At 68.9% G+C, this 21,390-nt stretch carries 24 protein-coding genes; 15 read left to right on the top strand and 9 right to left on the bottom strand.

The features are described from left to right. Positions 1-244 precede the first annotated feature (244 nt). The 5 genes from ACWEVR_RS03280 to ACWEVR_RS03260 all read left to right on the top strand — a co-directional run bounded on the left by ACWEVR_RS03280 (position 245) and on the right by ACWEVR_RS03260 (position 5,277). Positions 245-1,984 (top strand): DEAD/DEAH box helicase, encoded by a 1,740-nt coding sequence (locus ACWEVR_RS03280; protein WP_452465626.1) that lies wholly within the window; start codon positions 245-247, stop codon positions 1,982-1,984. 262 nt (positions 1,985-2,246) lie between these two features. Next, complete coding sequence (locus tag ACWEVR_RS03275) at positions 2,247-3,482, top strand: Rv3212 family protein (protein ID WP_452465625.1); 1,236 nt, start codon at positions 2,247-2,249, stop codon at positions 3,480-3,482. 26 nt (positions 3,483-3,508) lie between these two features. Further along, positions 3,509-4,117 (top strand): acid phosphatase, encoded by a 609-nt coding sequence (locus ACWEVR_RS03270; RefSeq protein WP_452465624.1) that lies wholly within the window; start codon positions 3,509-3,511, stop codon positions 4,115-4,117. Between the two features lie 35 nt (positions 4,118-4,152). Further along, positions 4,153-4,593 (top strand): GNAT family N-acetyltransferase, encoded by a 441-nt coding sequence (locus ACWEVR_RS03265; RefSeq protein ID WP_067491723.1) that lies wholly within the window; start codon positions 4,153-4,155, stop codon positions 4,591-4,593. A gap of 6 nt (positions 4,594-4,599) precedes the next feature. Further along, complete coding sequence (locus tag ACWEVR_RS03260) at positions 4,600-5,277, top strand: endonuclease V (protein WP_452465623.1); 678 nt, start codon at positions 4,600-4,602, stop codon at positions 5,275-5,277. Here ACWEVR_RS03260 and ACWEVR_RS03255 read toward each other — a convergent pair. Further along, the gene (locus ACWEVR_RS03255; RefSeq protein WP_452465687.1) at positions 5,274-5,717 is read right to left on the bottom strand and encodes a hypothetical protein; all 444 of its coding nucleotides are present in this window, start codon (positions 5,715-5,717) and stop codon (positions 5,274-5,276) included. The genes ACWEVR_RS03260 and ACWEVR_RS03255 overlap by 4 nt on opposite strands. Before the next feature lie 194 nt (positions 5,718-5,911). On the opposite strand from ACWEVR_RS03255, the gene ACWEVR_RS03250 reads away from it, so the two are divergent. Together ACWEVR_RS03250 and ACWEVR_RS03245 are read left to right on the top strand one after the other, a co-directional pair. After that, on the top strand, positions 5,912-6,856 hold the full coding sequence (locus tag ACWEVR_RS03250; RefSeq protein ID WP_067491720.1) for a diacylglycerol/lipid kinase family protein: 945 nt from the start codon (positions 5,912-5,914) through the stop codon (positions 6,854-6,856). 252 nt (positions 6,857-7,108) lie between these two features. Further along, a complete protein-coding gene (locus tag ACWEVR_RS03245; RefSeq protein ID WP_022567051.1) occupies positions 7,109-7,363 on the top strand; it encodes a WhiB family transcriptional regulator in 255 nt (84 codons plus the stop codon). Between the two features lie 111 nt (positions 7,364-7,474). On the opposite strand, the gene ACWEVR_RS03240 is transcribed toward ACWEVR_RS03245, so the two are convergent. Beyond that, complete coding sequence (locus tag ACWEVR_RS03240; RefSeq protein WP_452465622.1) at positions 7,475-8,989, bottom strand: sensor histidine kinase; 1,515 nt, start codon at positions 8,987-8,989, stop codon at positions 7,475-7,477. 31 nt (positions 8,990-9,020) lie between these two features. Beyond that, entirely contained in the window at positions 9,021-9,236 is a 216-nt protein-coding gene (locus ACWEVR_RS03235) for a biotin/lipoyl-binding carrier protein (protein WP_067491718.1), read from the bottom strand. 148 nt (positions 9,237-9,384) lie between these two features. On the opposite strand from ACWEVR_RS03235, the gene ACWEVR_RS03230 reads away from it, so the two are divergent. Next, positions 9,385-9,459 carry a 50S ribosomal protein bL37 gene (locus ACWEVR_RS03230; RefSeq protein WP_022597109.1) on the top strand — a complete coding sequence of 25 codons (75 nt, stop codon included), beginning with the start codon at positions 9,385-9,387 and terminating at the stop codon, positions 9,457-9,459. Between the two features lie 56 nt (positions 9,460-9,515). On the opposite strand, the gene rsrA is transcribed toward ACWEVR_RS03230, so the two are convergent. Both rsrA and ACWEVR_RS03220 read right to left on the bottom strand, forming a co-directional pair. Continuing rightward, entirely contained in the window at positions 9,516-9,779 is a 264-nt protein-coding gene (rsrA, locus tag ACWEVR_RS03225) for a mycothiol system anti-sigma-R factor (RefSeq protein WP_067637392.1), read from the bottom strand. An 11-nt stretch (positions 9,780-9,790) separates the two neighbouring features. After that, positions 9,791-10,426 (bottom strand): sigma-70 family RNA polymerase sigma factor, encoded by a 636-nt coding sequence (locus ACWEVR_RS03220; protein ID WP_067491716.1) that lies wholly within the window; start codon positions 10,424-10,426, stop codon positions 9,791-9,793. 201 nt (positions 10,427-10,627) lie between these two features. On the opposite strand from ACWEVR_RS03220, the gene ybaK reads away from it, so the two are divergent. Together ybaK and ACWEVR_RS03210 are read left to right on the top strand one after the other, a co-directional pair. After that, complete coding sequence (gene ybaK, locus ACWEVR_RS03215; protein ID WP_452465621.1) at positions 10,628-11,119, top strand: Cys-tRNA(Pro) deacylase; 492 nt, start codon at positions 10,628-10,630, stop codon at positions 11,117-11,119. A gap of 88 nt (positions 11,120-11,207) precedes the next feature. Further along, positions 11,208-11,516: a hypothetical protein gene (locus tag ACWEVR_RS03210; RefSeq protein WP_452465620.1), complete on the top strand. Its 309-nt coding sequence runs from the start codon at positions 11,208-11,210 to the stop codon at positions 11,514-11,516. Between the two features lie 22 nt (positions 11,517-11,538). Here the strand turns inward: ACWEVR_RS03210 and ACWEVR_RS03205 are convergent, their stop codons facing one another. Next, positions 11,539-12,312 (bottom strand): SOS response-associated peptidase, encoded by a 774-nt coding sequence (locus ACWEVR_RS03205; protein WP_452465619.1) that lies wholly within the window; start codon positions 12,310-12,312, stop codon positions 11,539-11,541. An 85-nt stretch (positions 12,313-12,397) separates the two neighbouring features. Here ACWEVR_RS03205 and aroA point away from each other — a divergent pair, with 85 nt between their 5' ends. From aroA to ACWEVR_RS03190, 3 genes are all read left to right on the top strand, one after another. Next, positions 12,398-13,708 (top strand): 3-phosphoshikimate 1-carboxyvinyltransferase, encoded by a 1,311-nt coding sequence (aroA, locus tag ACWEVR_RS03200; protein WP_452465618.1) that lies wholly within the window; start codon positions 12,398-12,400, stop codon positions 13,706-13,708. Beyond that, the gene (gene rsgA, locus ACWEVR_RS03195) at positions 13,705-14,709 is read left to right on the top strand and encodes a ribosome small subunit-dependent GTPase A (RefSeq protein WP_208115331.1); all 1,005 of its coding nucleotides are present in this window, start codon (positions 13,705-13,707) and stop codon (positions 14,707-14,709) included. Before aroA ends, rsgA begins: the two co-directional genes overlap by 4 nt. A 101-nt stretch (positions 14,710-14,810) precedes the next feature. Then, on the top strand, positions 14,811-15,128 hold the full coding sequence (locus tag ACWEVR_RS03190; protein WP_225278907.1) for a hypothetical protein: 318 nt from the start codon (positions 14,811-14,813) through the stop codon (positions 15,126-15,128). A gap of 82 nt (positions 15,129-15,210) precedes the next feature. Here the strand turns inward: ACWEVR_RS03190 and ACWEVR_RS03185 are convergent, their stop codons facing one another. The 3 genes from ACWEVR_RS03185 to ACWEVR_RS03175 all read right to left on the bottom strand — a co-directional run bounded on the left by ACWEVR_RS03185 (position 15,211) and on the right by ACWEVR_RS03175 (position 19,930). After that, positions 15,211-16,281: a hypothetical protein gene (locus tag ACWEVR_RS03185; protein ID WP_452465617.1), complete on the bottom strand. Its 1,071-nt coding sequence runs from the start codon at positions 16,279-16,281 to the stop codon at positions 15,211-15,213. 86 nt (positions 16,282-16,367) lie between these two features. Beyond that, complete coding sequence (locus ACWEVR_RS03180) at positions 16,368-17,936, bottom strand: protein kinase domain-containing protein (protein WP_452465616.1); 1,569 nt, start codon at positions 17,934-17,936, stop codon at positions 16,368-16,370. A 62-nt stretch (positions 17,937-17,998) separates the two neighbouring features. Continuing rightward, positions 17,999-19,930: an N-6 DNA methylase gene (locus ACWEVR_RS03175; protein WP_452465615.1), complete on the bottom strand. Its 1,932-nt coding sequence runs from the start codon at positions 19,928-19,930 to the stop codon at positions 17,999-18,001. A 323-nt stretch (positions 19,931-20,253) separates the two neighbouring features. Between ACWEVR_RS03175 and ACWEVR_RS03170 the strand changes: the two genes are divergently transcribed. Continuing rightward, positions 20,254-20,841, top strand: coding sequence for a DUF4352 domain-containing protein (locus ACWEVR_RS03170; protein ID WP_452465614.1), 588 nt, complete (start codon positions 20,254-20,256; stop codon positions 20,839-20,841). A 72-nt stretch (positions 20,842-20,913) separates the two neighbouring features. After that, positions 20,914-21,357: a MarR family winged helix-turn-helix transcriptional regulator gene (locus ACWEVR_RS03165; RefSeq protein ID WP_452465613.1), complete on the top strand. Its 444-nt coding sequence runs from the start codon at positions 20,914-20,916 to the stop codon at positions 21,355-21,357. Positions 21,358-21,390 lie beyond the last annotated feature (33 nt).

Raw genomic sequence — 21,390 nt, 5'->3', positions numbered from 1 at the left:
GCTACAATCACTGTGGACAACGCTAGTTTCGTAGCCCCGGCACACTTCGCGGGCGCGTCACACCACGGCGCACAGCGCCACCCGGCAGCGTTGACCAGGAAAATGTGCGCGCACCGAATCCGTATCACCGATGTGCCGCGCCGATGACGCAGACGCGATCGGCGCTGGCCCGGCGAGTATCACAGGCGGATATGTGGTCGTCGCGGGCCGACCGGCCCGCCCCACCTCGTGCGTGCGAGATGCGATGACGAGGAAGGCACGAACCCTGAGCAAGATCACTGTCGAACAGGAACCCGGTGTGGCCGACACCCTGCTGACGGCCGAACTGGACGACACCCACACGCCGCCGAGTTTCGCCGAATTGGGGGTGCGCTCCGAAATTGTGCGCGCGCTCGGCGAGATCGGTATCGAACGCACCTTCGCGATTCAGGAACTCACCCTGCCGCTGGCACTGGCAGGCGAGGATCTCATCGGTCAGGCCCGCACCGGTATGGGTAAAACCTTCGGTTTCGGTGTGCCGCTGCTGCACCGCGTGGCGACCGCCGACACCGGGACCACCCCGCTGGACGGCACGCCGCGTGCGCTGGTCATCGTGCCCACGCGCGAGCTGTGCATCCAGGTGACCAAGGACCTGGAGAACGCGAGCAAGTACCTGACCAACCACCAGGGCCCGCTGAAGGTCGCCGCCATCTACGGTGGCCGCCCCTACGAGTCCCAGATCGCCGACCTGAACAAGGGCGTCGACGTGGTCGTCGGCACCCCGGGTCGACTATTGGACCTGGCGAACCAGAACCATCTGATCCTCGGCAAGATCGGCGTGCTCGTCCTCGACGAGGCCGACGAGATGCTCGACCTGGGCTTCCTGCCCGATATCGAGCGAATCCTCACGATGGTGCCCGACAAGCGTCAGACGATGCTGTTCTCGGCGACCATGCCCGGGCCGATCATCACGCTCGCCCGCACCTTCCTGACCAAGCCGACGCATATCCGCGCCGAGCTGGCCAACGATTCCGCGGTGCACGACCGCACCAAGCAGTTCGTCTACCGCGCGCACGCGATGGACAAGGCCGAACTGGTCGCCCGCGTGCTGCAGGCCGAGTCCCGCGGCGCGACGATGATCTTCACCCGTACCAAGCGCACCGCGCAGAAGGTGGCCGACGATCTGGCCGAGCGCGGGTTCGCTGTCGGCGCCGTGCACGGCGACCTGAACCAGGTGGCCCGGGAGAAGGCGCTCAACAAGTTCCGCAACGGCACCATCGACGTGCTGGTCGCCACCGATGTCGCCGCGCGCGGTATCGACATCGACGACGTCACCCACGTCATCAACTACCAGTGCCCCGAGGACGAGAAGACCTACGTCCACCGCATCGGGCGCACCGGTCGTGCGGGCCGCACCGGCGTGGCGATCACCCTGATCGACTGGGACGAGCTGCACCGCTGGGAGTCGATCAACAAGGCGCTCGGCCTGAACATGGCCGACCCCGCCGAGACGTACTCGCGTTCGCCGCACCTGTACTCCGACCTCGGCATCCCCGAGGGCGTCACCGGTGTGGTCCGCAAGCCGAAGCCGGAGCGCGACGAGGACGCGGTCGTCGTGGAACGCACCGAGCGCCCCAAGACCACGCGCAGCCGCCGTCGCACCCGTGGCGGCAAGGCCGAGTCCGCCGAGACGACCTCCTCGGAAACCACCACCGAGGAATCGTCGGACGCGAGCGACACCACCGACGGCGACAAGCCGGCCCGCCGCCGTCGCCGCCGCCGCAAGCCCGCCGAGGGCACCGACGCGACCACCGAGTCGGCTGCCCCTGATTCGGCGGTCTCCGAGTCGGCACCGACCGATTCGGCCACCACCGAGTCGGCTCCGGCCGATTCGACTCCCGCCGACGCGACCGATTCCGGTGACGAGCCCAAGCCCGCTCGCCGCCGCCGTCGCCGCAAGCCCGCGGACACCACCGCCGACACCCAGGAAACCGTCGACGCCTGACCGCACCCAGCACCACCCGAAACGGCCCGTCATCACCAGATGACGGGCCGTTCGCGTACTCACCGGCATAAGTGCCCACCACCTCACCTTGCCGCAGGCAGAGTCTCACGATTCCGCCCTGGAGCAGCAGCCGAGCACATGGGTAACTCACCGGGGAACGGGCTAGGGTGGCCCCCTACCTCGTCTGGCCGCCGACGCAACCCTCACCGCACCTCAGTCCGGCCAGAATTCCCGGAGAGGCGGCCCTGCTAGGGTCGCTGGCGTGGTTGTTCCGGAGCGGCGTACCCGTGCCGATGTCATCGCCGCCGTAACGATCGCCGTTGTCTGTCTGGTCGCGGCGGCTGTCGTGTGGGCGCGTGCGGACGCCACCGGCACCGATTCCGTCACCGCCGACTCCCCCGCGCCGACCGTCGTCGCCGCGACCCAGTTGCCCGGCACGCTGCGCGAACGATGGCACGCGGCGGATTCGGCCGCGTCGCGGGCGCTCGTCGCCGGAAATGTGGTTGTCACCGGCGACGAAGGCACGGTGAGCGGGCGCGATCCGGTGACCGGCGAGCAGCGGTGGTGGTACCGGCGGGACATGCCGCTGTGCGGGGTGGAGGCGCAGTGGGGTTCGGTGATCGCGACCTACCGCGATCAGCGTGGTTGCAGCCAGACCACCATGCTCGACGCGGACACCGGTGCCCGCAGCATCGCCCGCAGCAGTTACATGGACGACGCGGTCCGGCTTTCCGGCGACGGCACTTATCTGCTGGCCCTCGGTGCCGACCGGCTGGAGATGTGGCGTTCGGATCTGGTGCGCACGCTCGAGTACGGCTACGTGGACGCGCCGGTGAACCCGAATACCCAACCACGCAACGGATGTGAGCTCCGGTCTGCGGCGTCGAGTTCGTCGCGGCTGGCGGTGATCGAACGGTGTCCCGACGATCCGGGCGCCCGGCTGACGGTGCTCGCCCCGTCGCCGAAGGAAGCCACCGCACCCGAGGAACACGGCTCGCGCCTGCTCACCGCACCGGGTGCCGACTCCGCCGAGGTGCGGGTGATCGCGGTGTCGGATGCCAAGATCGCCGTCTACTATCCGCCGGCCCCGGCCACCGCGACGGGTCTCGCGCAACCGGCCCGCATCGCCGTGCACGACGGCACCGGCAACGAGGTGTCCTCCGCCGCGCTGGCCGAGCCGTGGACCGACCGCACCACCGTGACCCGGCTCGGCTCGGCGATCTACGTGTTCACCGGCAAGACCTTGATCGCCTTGAGCGCCGCCACATTACAGCCCACCTGGACGGTGCGCGACGCGCTCGGTACCCCGGCGTCGATGGCGGGCAGACTGCTGGTCCCCGTCGCCGACGGCATGCTCGCGGTGGATTTCGCCACCGGGACGACCGTTGCCCGGATCGCGGTGCAGCGCAGCGATTACAGCGGCGACCCGATCAGCACGGCGGTGCTCGGCGACACCGTCTTCGAACGACGCGGTGGCAGGCTCTACGCACTCGGCTGAGCCCGCCGGGCTGTCATGATGGAGCCATGTCCGCATCCGACGCCCGTTTGGTCCTGCTCCGCCACGGCGAAACCACGTGGTCCGCGCAACGGAAGCACACCAGCCGCACCGATCTGCCGTTGACCGAGCTCGGCGAGGCGCAGGCCCGCGCGGCCGGGTTGGTCGTGAAGTCCCTCGACCTGCGTGATCCGCTCGTCTTCACCAGCCCGCGCCTGCGTGCGCGCCGGACCGCCGAACTGGCCGGGCTCGCCGATATCCATGTCGACGACGAACTGGTCGAATGGGATTACGGCGACTACGAGGGCGTCACCACCGCCGAGATCCGCGAGACCGTCCCCGGCTGGACCGTGTGGACCCATCCGGTGCCCGGCGGCGAGACGGCCGAGCAGGTGGGCGCCCGCGCCGACCACGTCCTCGACCGGGCCGAGCCTGCCCTGGCCGACCGCGATGTGGTGCTGGTGGGGCACGGGCACTTCTCCCGCGTGCTGATCGCCCGCTGGGGCGAGTTCGCGGTGCGCGAGGGGCGACGGTTCGCGATGTCGACCGGCGCGGTGAGCGTTCTCGGTTACGACCATGGGGCGCATACGATCTGGGCCCACAACCTGACTCATCGCACCGAAGGAGACCTCCGTTGACCGTGCGCCGCGCCCTCGCGACAGACGTGCCCGCGATGGTCGGGCTCGTGCACGATCTCGCCGAGTACGAGAAGGCTCCCCAGGCGTGCACACTCACCGAGGCGCAGTTGAGCGCGGCCCTGTTCGGGCCGTCGCCCGCCGTGTTCGCCCACGTCGCCGAGCACGAGGGCGAGGTGGTCGGGTGCGCGATCTGGTTCCTGAACTACTCCACCTGGGACGGCGTGCACGGCATCTACCTCGAGGACCTCTACGTGCGCCCCGAAGCGCGCGGCACGGGGCTCGGTCGCGCCCTGGTCGCCGCCCTGGCCGCCGAGGCGGTCACGCACGGCTACAGCCGGGTGTCGTGGTCGGTGCTCACCTGGAACACGCCGTCGATCGAGTTCTACCGATCCCTCGGCGCCACAGCGCAAGACGAATGGATCGGGTATCGGCTCGCGGGAAAGGAACTGTCCGCGCTCGCCGCGTCGGTGCGGTGATATCCGATGCGCATAGCTCTACCGCACGATTGGCCCGCCACACCCGAGGACGCCATCGCACTGCAAGATCGGCTACGCCCGCTGGTTCGCGCCGAAAACCCTGTGCCACCGCAATTCTCGACAGTGGCCGGAATCGATTCCGCCTACGCCGAGGACGGCACCGTTGCCACGGCGGCGGTAATTCTCGACGCGCACACCTTGGAAACCGTGGAAACGGCGGTGGCATACGGTGTTTCGACATTTCCCTATGTGCCGGGTCTGCTCGCTTTCCGGGAACTTCCCGCCACCGTCGCCGCACTCGAAAAACTCACGCGCACACCGGATCTGCTCGTATGTGACGCGCAGGGCCGGGCGCATCCGCGCCGATTCGGCCTCGCCTGTCATGTCGGATTGCTGACGGGCATTCCGACGATCGGTGTCGCCAAATCGGTGTGGGGCGAATACGGCGAACCCGGGCCACGACGCGGTGACAGCAGTGCGGTGACGATCGACGGCGAGATCGTCGGCCGCGCACTGCGCACCAGGGACGGCGTGAAACCACTGTTCGTCTCGGTGGGTCATCTCGTCGACCTCGACACCGCCTGCGCCCAGGTGCTCGCGCTCACGAAGACTTACCGGCAACCGGAAACGACTCGCGCCGCCGACCACCTGTGCCGCCAGGCGCTGCGCGCGAAGACCGGCTAACGCTCCTCGGGCAGCTCGCCGTAGTCCTGCGCCATCCACCGGCTCGACGCGGGCGCGAAGAGGGCGGCCAGGCCACCGAGCGCGACGATGGCGAGCAGGGTGCCGTACACCGGCTGATGCGAGTCGGTCAGCAACGACCAGGCGACCGGCAGCAACAGGATCTGCGCGATGACCGCGATGGCCCGGCCCCAGCGCTTGCCGCGCAGCAGCGCGATCCCGGCCGCGAGCACGCCGCCGAACAGCGCGATGAACCACATGGCCGTGCCGACCCCGCTGGCCACCGACTGGTCGTGGCCGGTGAGCGCCCGCACGATCAGCACGACCGCCGTGCCGACACCGGCCAGCCCCTCGAGGGTGACGATCGCACCGGCCACCCGCACCGTCGTCGGAATTCCCGAGTCGGCCCGTTCGCCGTGGTCGTGCTCGTCACCCTTGGTCATGTCGCGCTCCGTCACGGCGCCCAGCGTACGACCCCGGCCCCGCACCCCCGACCCCTAGGGAGGGGCGTTCGCGGCCCGGCCCGCCGGTCAGGTGCCGCGGCGTAGGCGACGAAGGAGCAAGCCGCGGTGCCTGACCGGCGGGCCCTCCAGGGGCCGCGAACCCGCCGGGCCGCAGGCGCGGCAAGATGGATACAGTGCGGACGCTGCTCATCGTTAATCCGAATGCCACCTCGACCACGCCGGCGACCCGGGACCTGCTCGCGCATGCCCTGGAGAGCCGGACGCAGCTGACCGTTGCGCACACCCAGCATCGCGGTCACGCGGCCGAACTGGCGCAGTGGGCATCGACCCAGGAGATGGACCTGATCGTCGTGCACGGCGGCGATGGGACGGTCAACGAGACCATCAACGGATTCCTGCCGCTGCCCCAGGTGGAAGACGATCAGGTGTGGCGGCCCCGCCTCGGCGTGATTCCCGGCGGCTCGGCCAATGTGTTCGCCCGCGCCCTCGGCATCTCCCCCGATCCGGTGACAGCTACCAACCAGCTCATCGATCTGCTCGGCCGCGACGCGGACCGCCGGATCGGGCTCGGTCTGGCCGATGACCGGTGGTTCACATTCAGCGCCGGAGTCGGTCTCGACGCGGATGTGTGCGAGGCGATCGACGCGGCCCGCGCCAAAGGTCGCAAGGCCACTCCGGCGCGCTATCTGCGGACGACGGTTCGGCAGTTCTTCCGCGCGCGCAGGCATGAACCGAGCGTCACCGTTACCGTTCCGGGACACGATCCGGTGGAGTCGGTGTATTACGCCTTCGTCACGAATTCGAGCCCGTGGACCTATCTGGAGGATCGTCCGGTTCGTACGAATCCCGGTACGACCTTCGAAACGGGTCTCGGGGTGTTCGCGATGGGGTCGATGAGTGTGACGCGCACCCTGTTGCTCGCCCGGCAGTTGCTGAGCGATAATGGAAACCCTAAGGCGGACGCACTGTTTCGGATCGACGATGTCGATTCGGTTCGCATCGATTCTCCCGGTGAGATCGGCCTGCAAATCGATGGCGACTTCATCGGGAAACGCAAGATGGTGCATTTCACATCGGTGCCGAGCGTGCTCGATGTGGTAGCCCCGAAGCCCGTCTGAGCAAGGAACTCTCGAAAAAATCTCGGGGTTGCGCTGCGAAAACCCGGAGACGCGAGTACAAAGGACCGGGCAGGTGCCCCATGTGGGCAGCCTAGAGCGTGATCTCCCCCACGGTGCGCCGCAGACCTATTGACATCTACGGTGATCGTGAAAGCATTCACAAGCAACCGTGCGGAAACATTCGAGTCGCACAAGTGAACGATCCACTAACCAGAGGTGCCCTTTGTGGCGCCCGCGCAAAGGAGCAGAGGAATGGACTGGCGCCACAAGGCCATCTGTCGCGACGAGGACCCCGAGCTGTTCTTCCCGGTGGGTAACAGCGGTCCTGCGCTCGCGCAGATTGCCGATGCCAAGCTGGTCTGCGCCCGCTGCCCCGTCACCGCCGATTGCCTGTCGTGGGCCCTGAAGTCGGGCCAGGACGCCGGCGTGTGGGGTGGAATGAGCGAAGACGAGCGTCGCGCGCTCAAGCGGCGCAACGCGCGCACCCGTACGCGTACCTCCGTCTAGGTAGACAAGACGGGCGTTACCGGGCCAGCAGCCCCGGTCCGGTAACGCATGTGAGAACCCGGCACCCATGGGTGCCGGGTTTATTGTTGCCCTGCAACAGTTTTCGAAGCTTTATCGTGCGGAACGGCGACCGAGCGGAACCCGCAGCACCGCGTCGGTACCGACATCGGCACCGGGGTGCAATCCGATGGAACCGCCCAGTTCCGAGGTCACGAGAGTCCGCACGATCTGCAGGCCGAGGCGGTCGGAACTCTCCAGGCTGAAGCCGGTGGGCAGGCCACGACCGTCGTCGCTGATGATCACGTCGAGCCAGCGCGCCGAACGCTCCGAACGAATCGTCACGGTACCGTTCTGCCCCGCGTCGAAGGCGTGCTCGATGGCGTTCTGGACCAGTTCGGTCAGCACCATCACCAGCGGGGTCGCCCGCTCGGCCGAGAACACCCCGAGCGAACCCGCGCGGCGCACCTTGATGCGTGCGGTGTGCACCGTGGCCACGTCGGCCATGATCGGCAACAGCCGGTCGACGACCTCGTCGAGGTCGACTTCCTCGTCCACCGACATCGACAGCATCTCGTGCACCGACGCGATCGAGGTGACCCGCCGCACCGATTCCGTCAGTGCCACTTGGGCTTCCGGGTTCTCGGTGCGACGTGCCTGCAACCGCAGCAGCGCCGCGACGGTCTGCAGATTGTTCTTCACCCGGTGATGGATCTCACGGATGGTCGCATCCTTGCTGAGCAAGGCGCGGTCGCGGCGCTTCACCTCGGTGACATCGCGCACCAGCACCGCGGGCCCGGCCAGCTGCCCACCCGGCCGCATCACCAGGGTGCGCAGCAACACCGTGGCACCCCGCGCCTCGACCTCCATCCGGCGACCCGTGCGGCCCGCGAGCGCGGCCTGGATATCGGCGACCACCTCTTGCGCGTCGAAGGGATCGGTGATGAGTGAGCGCGTGGTCACCGCCAGATCCTGGCCGACCAGGTCGGCCTGCAAACCCATCCGGTGATACGCCGACAGCGCGTTCGGGCTGGCGTAGACCACCTGGCCCTGGGTATCGAGTCGGATGAAGCCATCACCCGCGCGCGGGCTGGAATGGGTGGCCGCCCGGTCCTCCGGGGTGGGGAAGCTGCCGTCGGCGATCATCTGGCACAGGTCGTCGGCGGCCGACACATAGGCCGTCTCCAGGGTGGAACGCACCCGGGAGCGCTGCAGGTCGCCGTCGCGGCTCAGCACGGCGATCACGTCCTCCCCGCAGCGCACCGGAATGGCCTCGCGTATCGCGTGCACCGTGTCGGCCGCCGCGGCACCGCTCACCGGTACCTCGGTGTCGGTACGCACCGCCGAGCCCGAGAGCAGGGCCTCGAACACCTGCGGAAAGTCGGTGCGCGACGCGGTGGTGCCCACCTTGTCGTCGAGGTGCACCGTCGGTGCCGTAGTGGGCCGGATCTGGGCCACGCACACCACATCGGCGCCGTCGGCGACCGGGCCCGCACCCACCCACAGCAGCAGATCCGAGAACGACAGATCGGCGAGCAACTGCCAATCGCCGACCACTCGTTGCAGATGGTCCACGGCGGTGCCGGGTAGGTCGGTGTGTTCGGCCAGGAGCTCGCTCAGTGTTGCCACGCTGGATCTACCGCTTCGTTTCTCGTGCGACTCAGGCGATGGTGGCGATCAGGTCGCCCGCCTGCAGAACCTGGCCCGGGGTGACGTCGACGGAGGTGACCTCGCCGTCCACCTCGGTGAGCACCGGGATCTCCATCTTCATGGACTCGAGCAGCACAAGGGTCTGATCGACGTGCACGTGATCACCCACCGCCACCTCGACAGCGAGCACGGTGGAGACCATCTCCGCGCGCACTTCTTCCACCATGACACCCCGTTCGTAGTCGTGTCGGCCACCGCGCTCGCGGCCGTGGCCGTATCCGCCGAAGCTACAGCCAACCACACGTGAAACAATGGCTCTCGATCAGATTGTGCTCCGCGCTGCGGCGGGGAGGACCCAGAGAAGGGAGCTACCTATGGGTAAGCGCGGACGTAAGAAGCGCAGCCGTAAGGGCAACGCAGCCAACCACGGCAAGCGGCCCAACGCCTGAGCCAGGCTCGGGACACGAAAAAGGGGCACCCGTCGGGTGCCCCTTTTTTGCTGCCGTCAGCCTTCGGTCGACTCGACCCTGGTGACGGTGATGCAGCGGTGGATCTCCACCTTCAGCCGTTCACGCAGACCCTCGGGTGCGTGCTCGCCACCGCACTTGCGGTTGAGCAGGCCCTTGATCTTCTCCTCGATGCCGTAGGCCTCGATGCAGGGGCTGCAGTGGTCCATGTGTTCCTGCAACCGCGCGCGCGTGGCCTCGTCGCATTCGCCGTCGAGCATGAGCCACACATCCGCGAGTACGGCGGTGCAGTCCATCTCCATATCGGGGTCGCTCACTTCGAAACCTCCTGGCGTTCCCCACGGTCGAATCCACGGTCGCGCGCCACCCCGGCGAGCAGACCCTTGAGTTGCTTGCGGCCGCGGTGCAGCCGCGACATCACGGTACCGATCGGGGTGCCCATGATGTCGGCGATTTCCTTGTACGGGAAGCCTTCGACGTCGGCGTAGTACACCGCCATCCGGAACTCCTCAGGCAACTCCTGCAGCGCGGCCTTGATCTCGTCGTCGGGCAGGGCGTCGAGGGCCTCGACCTCGGCCGAACGCAGACCGGTCGAGCTGTGCTCGGCGGTGGCGGCCAGCTGCCAGTCGGTGATCTCGTCGGTCGGGTACTGCGCGGGCTGGCGCTGCTTCTTGCGATAGGAGTTGATGTAGGTGTTGGTCAGGATCCGGTACAGCCAGGCACGCAGATTGGTGCCCTCCTTGAAGGACTTGAAACCCTGGAACGCCTTGACGTACGTCTCCTGCACCAGGTCTTCGGCGTCGGCCGGATTCCTGGTCATCCGCAGGGCGGCGCCGTAGAGCTGGTCGAGCATCGGCAGCGCGTCGCGCTCGAACCGGGCCGCCAGCTCGGCTTCGTCGACTTGCGCGCCGGACGCCTCGGTAGGCACCACGTCATCGTCGCTCGTCACACCAATCCCTTCGATCGCCGTAGCCACCGAATCTACCGGCAGCACGGTGTCGATGGGCAATCGCACGTCCCCCGACGCGAGGGGACGCTCCTCGAGCAGCAGTGTCACTATCTCTCCTCACGTTGTCTCGGGGGGTGTCACTGCTGTGCAACAGGCACTCCCCCGGCTGTGTTCCCGATCGGCCGGTTTTAGGGTGTGCTCATGGCTGCCGCGTCGACGCCCGCGATCAAGGTGCTCACCGCTGCGAAAATCGCGCACGAGGTCCACTCCTACGCCCACGACCCGCGTGCGGACTCCTACGGCGCGGAAGCTGTCGACGCGCTCGGCGACGCACTGGGGGTGCTGGCGGCACAGGTCTTCAAGACCTTGGTGATCGAGCTCTCCACCGGCGCGCTCGCCGTGGCGGTGCTTCCGGTGCCCGCCAAGCTGTCGCTCAAAGCCGCCGCGGCCGCGCTCGGTGCGCCGAAGGCGAGCATGGCCGACAAGACCAAGGCCGAACGAACCACCGGATACGTACTCGGCGGGGTCTCCCCGCTGGGGCAGCGCAAAAGGCTGGCAACCGTCGTCGACGCCTCGGCACTGGAGTGGGACCGGGTGCTGTGCAGCGCGGGTAAACGGGGTCTGGAGATCGAGCTCGCCCCCGGCGATCTGGTGCGCGCTGCGGGCGCGGTGACGGCGCCGATCACGGCGTAGCAATCCGATCACAGTCTCGTTCCGAATCCACTACCGACGCATTCCGCGCCCGGTACGACCGATTCGACCCGAGGATGTGATGCGAAAAATGTCCACTCGCTCGACGATCGCCACCCTGTCCCTTGCCCTGATACTCGGCTTCGGCGCCGCGGAGGCCGCCGTGCCCGCCGCCGCGATTCCACCGGTGGCGCCGACCGCGCCGACCGAGCCCGGCGACTACCCGCTCAACGGCCAGGGCACCAGCCCGAAGAACGCGCCGGGAGCCGAGAAGAACGAACAGGCCGAGAAGACCGAGAACCTCGGCGGCGGAGTGGCCACCGAGATCATCGACCTGGTCACCGGCGCCATCAAGTGTGGCCTGAACATCGCCACCGATTCGGTGCCCTGCCCGCTCTGACATTCCCGGCGGCCGGGCACGATCACAGCAGTGTGGTCTGCCCGGCCTCTTCGTCGGGAACCAGCAGTTCGGGACCGTTGTTGCGCACGTTGTTCACCAGGGTGGACACCGGTCGCGCGACGATATTCGCCACCTCGTCCGCCGCAGCCCCCCCGAGCAATTCGGCGGGTGCCGGATGGTCCGGGTCCAGCCAGGCGTCCCAGTGCTCACGCGGCATCGGTAAGGGCATGCGGTCGTGGATACGGGCCAGCTCGCCCACGGCGTCGGTGGTGAGGATGGTGCACGACATCAGCGGTTGCGCGTCGGGCTTGCTCCGGTCGCGCCACACCGACCACAGTCCGGCCATGTAGATCTGCGAACCGTCGGCGTGGGACATGAAGAACGGCTTCTTGACCGCCTTGCCCTTGCCGGTCGGAGCTGGTTCGACGAGCCACTCATACCAGCCGTCCATGGGGACGAGGCACCGCTTGGACTTGGCCGAGTCACGGAACGACGGTGCCGTGACGATCTTGTCGGCGCGGGCGTTGAACAGCGGTTTGCCCTTGGCCGGAACACCCGGCTCGGCTGCCTTGGTCCAGTGCGGGATCAGCCCCCAGCGCATCCGGCGGATCCGCAGGCGCGGATCGTCGTCGGGGTGGTCGTGCTCGTGGCGTTCGACCACGGTGAGCACCTGGCTGGTCGGGGCCACGTTGTAGCTCACCGTCTCGTCGGGGTTGTCGAGGTCGGTTTCGTCGATCGCGTCGAGCTCGGCCGCCAGGCGACCGGGGTTGGTCGTAGTCGCATATCGTCCGCACATAGCAACCATGGTGGCACCGACGTCCGACAAGTTCGGCCGACGCGGCGACGCGAGTTCGCGCACCACCGGTGTGTTCGGTCCGCACATGAGGGAGGATGGGCAGGTGAGTTTCTGGCCAGCGCCCCACATCGAGGTCCCCGTCCACGCGACCGTCACCCTGCCCGGTTCGAAATCCATCACCAATCGCGCGCTCATCCTCGCCGCACTTGCCGATGGGCCGTCCACCCTCACCGGTGCCCTGCGCAGCCGCGACACCGACCTGATGATCGCCGCCCTGCGCGCCCTCGGCACCGAGATCGTCGGCGACGCCGAAACACTCGAGGTCACCCCCGCACCGCTGCACAGTGCCGCCGTGGATTGCGGCCTCGCGGGAACCATCATGCGGTTCCTGCCGCCCGCCGCCGCCCTGGCCACCGGCGATGTCGCCTTCTTCGGCGACGAGCAGGCCAGGCACCGGCCGCTGTCGACCATTCTCGACGCGCTGCGCAGCCTCGGCCTCGACATCGAGGGCGACGCGCTGCCGTTCGTGGTGCACGGCACCGGGACGCTGCGCGGCGGTGAGGTCACCATCGACGCCTCCGGGTCCTCGCAGTTCGTGTCGGGTCTGTTGCTCTCGGCCGCCCGTTTCGAGCAGGGCATCACCGTCAACCACAGCGGTGGTGTGCTGCCGTCGATGCCGCACATCGAGATGACGGTGGAGATGCTGCGCCGCGCCGATGTCGCCGTCACCACCCCGAGCGACGTGCGCGGCGCGCAGACCTGGACGGTGGCGCCCGGCCCGATCCGCGCCGTCGACTGGGAGATCGAACCCGACCTGTCCAACGCGACGCCGTTCCTGGCGGCGGCCGCGGTCACCGGCGGCGAGGTGAGCGTGCCGATGTGGCCGCGCGGCACCACCCAGCCAGGTGACGTGATCCGCGAGATCCTGGTCCGCATGGGTGCCGAGGCCCGCGTCTTCGACGGGATCCTCACCGTGCGCGGGCCGGAACGGCTGGCGGGCATCGATATCGACCTGCACGACGTCGGCGAGCTCACCCCCACCGTCGCCGCGCTCGCCGCCCTGGCCGATTCGCCGTCGGTGCTGCGTGGCATCGCGCATCTGCGCGGGCACGAAACCGACCGTCTCGCAGCGCTTTGCGCCGAGATCAACCGCCTCGGCGGCAATGTCACCGAGACCGCCGACGGGCTCGAGATCGTGCCTGCCCCGCTGCACGGCGGACAGTGGCATTCCTACGCCGATCACCGGATGGCCACCGCCGGTGCGATTCTCGGCCTGCGGGTGCCCGGTATCGAGATCCAGGACATCGGCACCACCGCCAAGACCCTGCCGACCTTCGTCGCGCTGTGGGAGCAGATGCTCGCGCCTGCGTTATCGGGTGAAGGAGTGGCGCGCTGAGTCGCCGAGGACGCAGCGCGGCCAGCTACGACGAATCCGATGTGCGGGTTCGCCCCGGCAAAGCCTCCTCCCGCCCGCGCACCAAGACCCGGCCGCAGCACAACGACGCCGAGGACGCCATGGTCGTCGCGGTCGACCGGGGCCGGTGGGGGTGTGTCCTCGACGGTGACCCCGACCGGCGCATCGTCGCCATGCGGGCCCGTGAGCTCGGCCGCACGCCGATCGTCGTCGGCGACCGGGTGGGCGTCGTCGGTGATCTCACCGGCAAGCCCGACAGTCTTGCCCGGATCGTCCGGGTCGCCGATCGGCGAACGGTGTTGCGGCGCACCGCCGACGACACCGATCCGTTCGAGCGGATCGTCGTCGCCAATGCCGAGCAGTTGTTCATCGTCGTCGCCCTGGCCGATCCGCCGCCGCGCACGGGTTTCGTGGAACGGACCATGGTCGCCGCGTATGCCGGTGGGCTGGAACCGATCCTGGTGCTCACCAAGCGTGATCTCGTGGCCGAGTCCGAATTCGCGTCGGCCTTCGAGGGTTTGGACCTGAAGATCCTGTACGCGGGGATCGACGACCCCATCGAACCGGTGGTCGAGATCTTGCGCGACCGGCTCACCGCGCTCATCGGGCATTCCGGGGTCGGCAAGTCGACGATGGTGAATCGCCTTGTACCCGATGCCTATCGGGCGGTCGGCGAGGTGTCCGGCGTGGGTAAGGGCAAGCACACCTCCACCCAGTCGGTGGCGCTGCCGCTGCCCGGTGGTGGCTGGGTGATCGACACACCGGGCGTGCGGTCGTTCGGTCTGGCCCACATCACGCCCGACGACGTGATCGCCTCGTTCACCGATCTCGCCGACGCCATCGAGGACTGCCCGCGCGGCTGCACCCATCTCGGGCCGCCCGCCGACCCCGAATGCGCCCTCGATCAGCTGCCCGGTGTCGAGCGACGGGTCGCCGCGATCCGCCAGTTGCTCACCGCGCTGATCTCCAATGAGGCGTGGTAGCACTCGATCAGCGCGCGAATGGGTCTCGGTCGGATTGCGAATTCGACTCGCGTTCGCTCGCGTTCACGACTGCGACACTCCGCGCCGGTACGGTCATGCCCATGAAGCCACCGGCGATCGGATATCTGCGCCGCGACATCTCGGGTGTCGCCCAGTCCTGGGACGAAACGCAGATCCGATCCCTAGCCGAACGCCTCGGCTACCGCTTCACCAAGACGGTGGCCTTCAGCGACCGCACCACCGATCCGCTCGGCCGCCTGCTCGACGTGGTCGCCGCGACCTCCGCCGCGGCCGTCGTCATGCCGAGCCTGGCCCACCTCGGTGACGACTTCCCCCACACCCTCCTCGCCGCCTGCGACATCGTCACCGTCGCCCCCGAGGTAACCCACACCCGCACCGCCCCCGCCTTACCCGCCTAGGGGACGAGCCGTCGCCGTCCGGCATCGCCACCGTCGACGTGCCCGTCACCACCGCCGTGCGGGGACCGAGAGCCTTCGCTGATCAGGTGAGCGGACGGTAGCGGCCGTCGGGGTCGGTGGTGAGCCTGCCGCGGCGGATGGCGAAGGTGAGGGCGGCTTCGATGCGGTCTTCGGCGATGCCGGTGCGTTCGTGGGCGAACTGGGTGAGGGTGGACCAGACGAGGTCGTCGAAGGTGGGGCGGTTGTGCTGGGCGACATGGGTTATCGCGTTCGCGATCTCCTCGCCGCAGATCGTCTCGATGGGGCGGGTGGTGCCGGGTGGGGTGAAGCGGAAGCCGCGCCAGGTGCCGGGGTCCACGTTGGACGGCCAGACAAAGACGCCGAGCGCGGTCGCGCGCACCAGCTCCTCGGGGACCTGACCGAGCACGCAGATCTGTTGTTTCTCGGAGGGTTTCGGCACGCCGAAGCGTTGGGCGACCAGTGTCACCAGGCGTCCGCGTTCGATCGGGCCCTCGATGGCGATGAGCTCGCGGACCGCATCACGCACCCGGACGGGGATGGTCGCGGCACTGTCGCGGTCGAGGTCGACGGGCGAACCGAGCACGCTGGTCGGTGCGCTCGCGTAGGGGATTCCGGTTGGCAGCCAGTGGTGGATGCTCCGGGTGCTCGTCACCCACTCGGGCGTCTGGGCGACGGTTGCGGCGATCGGCGCCGAAGGCGGGGTGTAGGCGGCGTGCGGGAGCGGTTTCGGCGGCGTGACCGGAGGTTCGGGCCCGAGGAGTGGCTGTCCGTCGGGTGCGTGGCCTGCCGGTGGCGACCCGAAATAGGCGGGACCCGAGGCGACCGGGCCGACGTGCGGGTGGCCGGTGCGTACCTGCGAGGAACCCGAGCCGCCCGCATGCGGGACGCCTGCAGGCGGGGCGTGCCAGGTTTGCCCAGGGTAGCCGCGCCTTTTATGGCGGTCGCCGACGACCAGCTGCCAGATCGACACTCCCGCGAGCGCGCACCCGGAGCCGAAGAACACCACAGCCAGGGTGATCTCGAACGGGCTGCTGTTGCCGATGCCCGTGAAATATCCGACGCTGCCGAGCAGCACCCCGAATGCCCCGGCCAGCAGCCCGACGACCCACCCGATTCTGCCGACCCACTGCACGGCACGATCTCCACTTCCGACGGCCGACACCGTCCCCTGTCAGCGATGCGAGCAGCTTACTCCGCCGGGAATGCCCCGGACGCACCTCAGCAGCGGAGTTCGGCCGCCAGCGCTTCGATCTTCCGGCGCATCGGGTCTTCGGGTGGCCGTAGCACCGCGAGGTCGTCCCGTAACCGGGCGACGAACCTCGCGGCCCGGGCGTGGTCGCCCGCGGCGGTCAGGTGCTCAGCGAGCGCGAGCCGGACCAGCAGCGCGTCGTCACCGAATTCGTTGTCTGCCGAACGTATTTCACCGAGCATTCGGTACAGCTCGTCGACCGCGGCCGCGGCGGTGAGCTCGCCGAGCGCGGCGCGGCAACCGATCGCGGCTACCCGCGCCCGCCTGCCCCTGGTGCCGGTGGGCTCCTCGATCGCTTCGACCCGCTGCCACTGTGCCAGCGCCCGGCGTTGTTCACCGGAGTGCTCGAGCGCGGTGGCGATATCGCGGTGCAGGTCGCCCAGCTGCGGGCTGTCGGGCCCGAAGCGTTGTTCGGCCTGATCGACGACGCCGAGCAGCACGTCGGCCGCCTGCGCGGCCCGGCCGAGCGCGAACAGTTCGCGATACCGCGCGGCGGCCTCGGACAGACCGGCGACGGCGGGCAGCTCATGGGAAGGCTTGGGCGGCAGCGGTTCCACCACGGTGTCGGCGGGCGGGTTGGGTCGGCGGAAGAGCCGCGTCGGGTCGGGATGGGTCCGCGCGGCGGGGTGCTCCGGTGCGCCCGGCGCGGGCAGGAACGCCAGCAGCCGCTCGTAGACGAGTTGCGCGCTCGACGGTCGCTGCGCCGGGTCCTTGGCCAGCAGCTCGAGGACGAGCTGTTCGATCGGGGCGGGCACGTCCCGGCGCAGCGCGCGCAGCGGTGTCGGCGGGTCGGACAGGTGCCGGTTGTGGGTGTCGAACTCCGATCGAGCCTCGAAAACCCTTCGTCCACTGAACATCTCGTGCATCACGCAGCCGAGCGCGTACAAGTCGGCGCGTGGACCCGCCTCCTGCCCGTTCACCAGTTCGGGCGGCATGTAGGCGGCGGTGCCGAGAACCGATCCGGTCCTGGTGATCCGCCCGGTGCTCCCGTCGAGCAGTGCCGCGATCCCAAAGTCGATCACTTTCACCGTGCCGTCGTGTGCGACAACGATATTGGCCGGTTTCAGGTCCCGGTGCACCACCGGCAGCACATGGGCATGCGACAGCACCGTCGCGATCTGCGCGGCGATCGCGACGGCCCAGCCGACCGGCAGTTCACCGATCTCGGCCAGGTAGTCCCGCAGCGTCACGCCGTCGATGTGCTCCATCACCAGATACACGCTGTCGGCCTGCGCGTCGAGCACGGCGTCGAACACCTGGGGCACGCCGTGATGCCTGATCCGGGCCGTCACCCTGGCCTCACGGCGGAACCGGGCGACGAACTCGTCGACCAGATCGGCACGGGACGCGAACTGGCGCACCGCGATCCGTTTCACGGCGACAGGGCGGTCGAGCACCGTGTCGTAGCCGGCCAGCACCTCCCCCATCCCACCGGCACCGAGCACCCCGGTGATCTCGTACCGCCCGTCGACGATCTCGCCCACCACTACCCCCAGCTCGATACCGGTACCGGACGCCAGCACGATACTGCCCGGCACCGATCGGCACCGCCTCGACTACTCCGCCGGGGCCGGTCGCGATGTCGTCGGCGGCTCCTCGACTACTTCGCCGGTGGCTCGAGCGCGCCCGCCGTCAGGCCGGTTGCGATGAGGTCCGCGGCGGTGCGCGCGGCGTCGGCGGTGGTGCGGGCGCTCACCCGGAGTTGGTGCAGCCGGCGGAATGCCGCGCCGTAGCGTTGCTGTTCGGCGATCGGCAGCAGCGGGATGCGCAGGCGGGCGGGATCGAGGCGGATAGTGGTGGTGCCGAACATGGCGGCCGCGTTGTCGGGGCTGCCGATGAAGCCGGCGAAGAACCAGGGGTCAACGCGGGCGGGATCGGTGCGGAAGACGAGCACGCCCGGCCCGGGAACAGCACCGATATCGGCGCCCTCGGCGACGCGGGCGCCCTGGGCGGCACCGTGGTCGTCGCGCAGCCGCGACACCAGGACATCGCCTTCTTCGATCGGCTCCCCCACCGGCGACCCGGGCGTCGCGATGCCCGACGGGTTGCGGCTGCCGAGCAGGTCGTGGCCCGTGAGGACCGGACGCGCGTCGTCGGCGGGGGCCGGGTCGGTGGTCGCGGTGACGATCCGCACCGCCTTACCGGCGATCAGGTTGCCGACCGCCACGTAACGCCAGTCCGTGCCGGGGGCCGAATCCCATTCGCGGACAGCCTCGGCCCCCGCTCGCAGCTCGCCGAGGTGGTCACCGAGCGCACCGATCGCGGTGTGCGCGGCGGCCGAGGCGTTGCCCGGGTCGACCGCCGCACGCACCTGACGGGCGGGCGTCAGATCCACATCGTCGTCGAGGACGTCCATCACCCGAACCACGGCGGTGACATCGGGGACGGTCGCGGCCTGCGCGTCACCGGCGTCGAACGCACGCCAGGACTCGACCACCGTGGTCGCCAGGTGCTGCCAGTCCGGTTGGTCCCCGCGATTCGGCAGGCGGGTGGTGTCGGCGAACAGCAACGTGTCACCGGGATTACCGACACCGGGGCGGCGCAGCACCCACAGTTGCAGCCCCACCTGACGCGGCGTCGACGCGCCCGGCGGCAGCGCGATCACCGCGCGCAGGGCACCGGCCCGCAACAGTTCCATGCGGATCCGCCGGCCCGAGGAGCGTGCCGCGACGGCGGGCGGTAGGAGAAGCACCGCGGTCGCGCCCGGGCGCAGGTGGGCGAGGGCGTGCTGCGCCCAGGCGAGTTCGGATTCACCGCGCGGGGGCACCGAATACACCCAGCGCGGGTCGAGCGCGAGCTCGTCGGCACCCCAATCACGTTGCGAGTAGGGCGGGTTCGAGATGACCGCATCGAATTCGGTCTCGGGAAAGGCGTCGGCGAGCAGGGCGTCACCGGCGCGGATGTCGGACTTCGCCTGCGGGACGAGGACGCCGAGCGCGGCCGCGGTGCGGCCGGCCTGCACCGGGAGGATGTCCTGCCCGTTCAGCTGGGTCGCGCCGATTCGCGCGGCTTCGAGCAGGAGGGTGCCACCACCGCAGGCGGGATCGAGGACCGAACTCGGGGTGGGTGAGGTCGCGGCGGCGAGCAGGTCGGCCATGAGGGCAGCCAGGGGCTGGTCGGTCGGGTAGACGCCGGTACTCGGCCCGTCGAGGCCACGTTCGAACAGCACCGCGAGCGTCTGGGTGACGCCGACTTCGTCGATCGTCTCGCGGATGGCCTTGCGCACCGGATCGGCGGCTTTCGCACGCTTGTCGGCGACGAATGCCATGAGCGCGACGACCTCGTCGGGAGAGACCTCGGAGCGCAAGAGGGTACGCAGCCGCTGCACCGGGGAATCGGCGGCGGTGACGCCATGGCCGCGCAACCACTGCTGCACCTCGGCGAGGTCGAACAGCGGCCGTTTCTCCGAGCCTCCCGGCACGGGCGCGGGGAAGTCGGCGTGGCGGCGTCGCCAATTGCTGACGGTCGCACGAGTGACGCCTGCCAACCGCGAGATCTCGGCGGCGGCCACGGTGGGCGTCGAGTCTGGCATGGGTCTCCTCTCGGCCCCCGGCCCTACCGGCCAGGTAGTCAAGGTCAAACCTTACATGGATTGGTTACTTACCCGTTCTGTCGTACACATTCCAGATTCGTCAAGCTTGAAAACATTGTTGTTCTGTTGCCAAGGGCGCATGTTCGGTGTAGCGTCCTTCTCAACGGAGCGGCAACCGACCCGGAACCGCTTCCGAGGCGCAATTCCATTGCGCGGCAACACATTCACGCTTCGGCATCCAGCCGGGCAACCGCATCCCCATGACGCCGGACAGTCCGTCCCGGCGCGATCACGCCTGACCTTTTCCAGACGAGGAGCCAGCCATGTCCCACCCCCAGCACACCAATCCCGGTGCCCCGCAGCAGCCCTACTACCCGCAGCTGCCGAAGAAGCGCAAGGTCTGGCCGTGGGTGCTCGGCGGCTTCCTGCTCGCGGTTCTCGCCCTCTTCGGCGGCTGCGTGGCCCTCATCGGCGGGGCCGCCAACGAGGTGGCCAAGAGCGAGCAGGCACGGTCGGTGGCCGCACCCGCGGGAACCGAGGTCCGCGACGGGAAGTTCGCGTTCACGGTGACGCAGGTCGACCCGCCGGTCCGCACGGTCGGCGACAACCCGTACCTGCAGAAGACCGCCCAGGGCGAATTCGTGCTCGTGCACGTCGAGGTGGCCAATGTCGGCGATGTCGCCCAGCAGTACTTCGGGGCGAATCAGAAACTGATCGACGCTCAGGGTCGCGAGTTCGCCAACGACACCTCCGCGGAGATCAATGTCAACGACGAGCTCGTCGCCGAGATCAATCCGGGCAACAAGATCTCGGTGGTCCTGGTGTTCGACGTGCCGACCGGCACCGACCCGGCGGCGGTCGAATTCCACGACTCGGCCTTTTCCAACGGTGCGCGGGTAGCGCTGAAGTAAGCGATCACTCGGCTCGGTGCCCGGCGGTATCCGCCGGGCACCGAGCCGTGCGCGTACGGGAAAATGCGGGGTATGACCACTGACGACGGGCGACCCGGACCGCCGATTATGAGCCCGAGCATCCTGGTGATCACCCTGTGCCGGCGGGTGGAGGCGGCGCTGGGAGCGGGGCTGGCGCCGTTGGATCTGACGGTGGCCCGGTTGGGACTGCTCGGGCATATCAACGGTGTGCCGGGGGCCTCGTTCAGCGAGCTGGCGCGGATGTCGGGGACGAGCGTGCAGAGCGTGCACACCTCGGTGAAGGCGCTGGTCGGGGCGGGGTTGGTGCGGGACAGGACCGCGCGGGCGGGGTCGGCGTCGACCATCGAACTCACCGAAGACGGGGCCCGCTTGCTGGCGGCGGCACGAGAAGTGGTGTCGCAGGTCGATATTCAGCTCTTCGGCCCCGAGGCGGATCCGATCCAGCGACAGGTGGGCGCGGCGATCCTCGAGGCATTCTCGGGCGCCTCGCCCTAGCACTTTCAACAACCATGAAGGTTGCGCTACGCT

This window comes from Nocardia sp. NPDC003979, from assembly GCF_053605015.1.
Note: the sequence above shows the minus strand (reverse complement) of the source record. Positions and strands in the feature narration are given on the sequence as shown.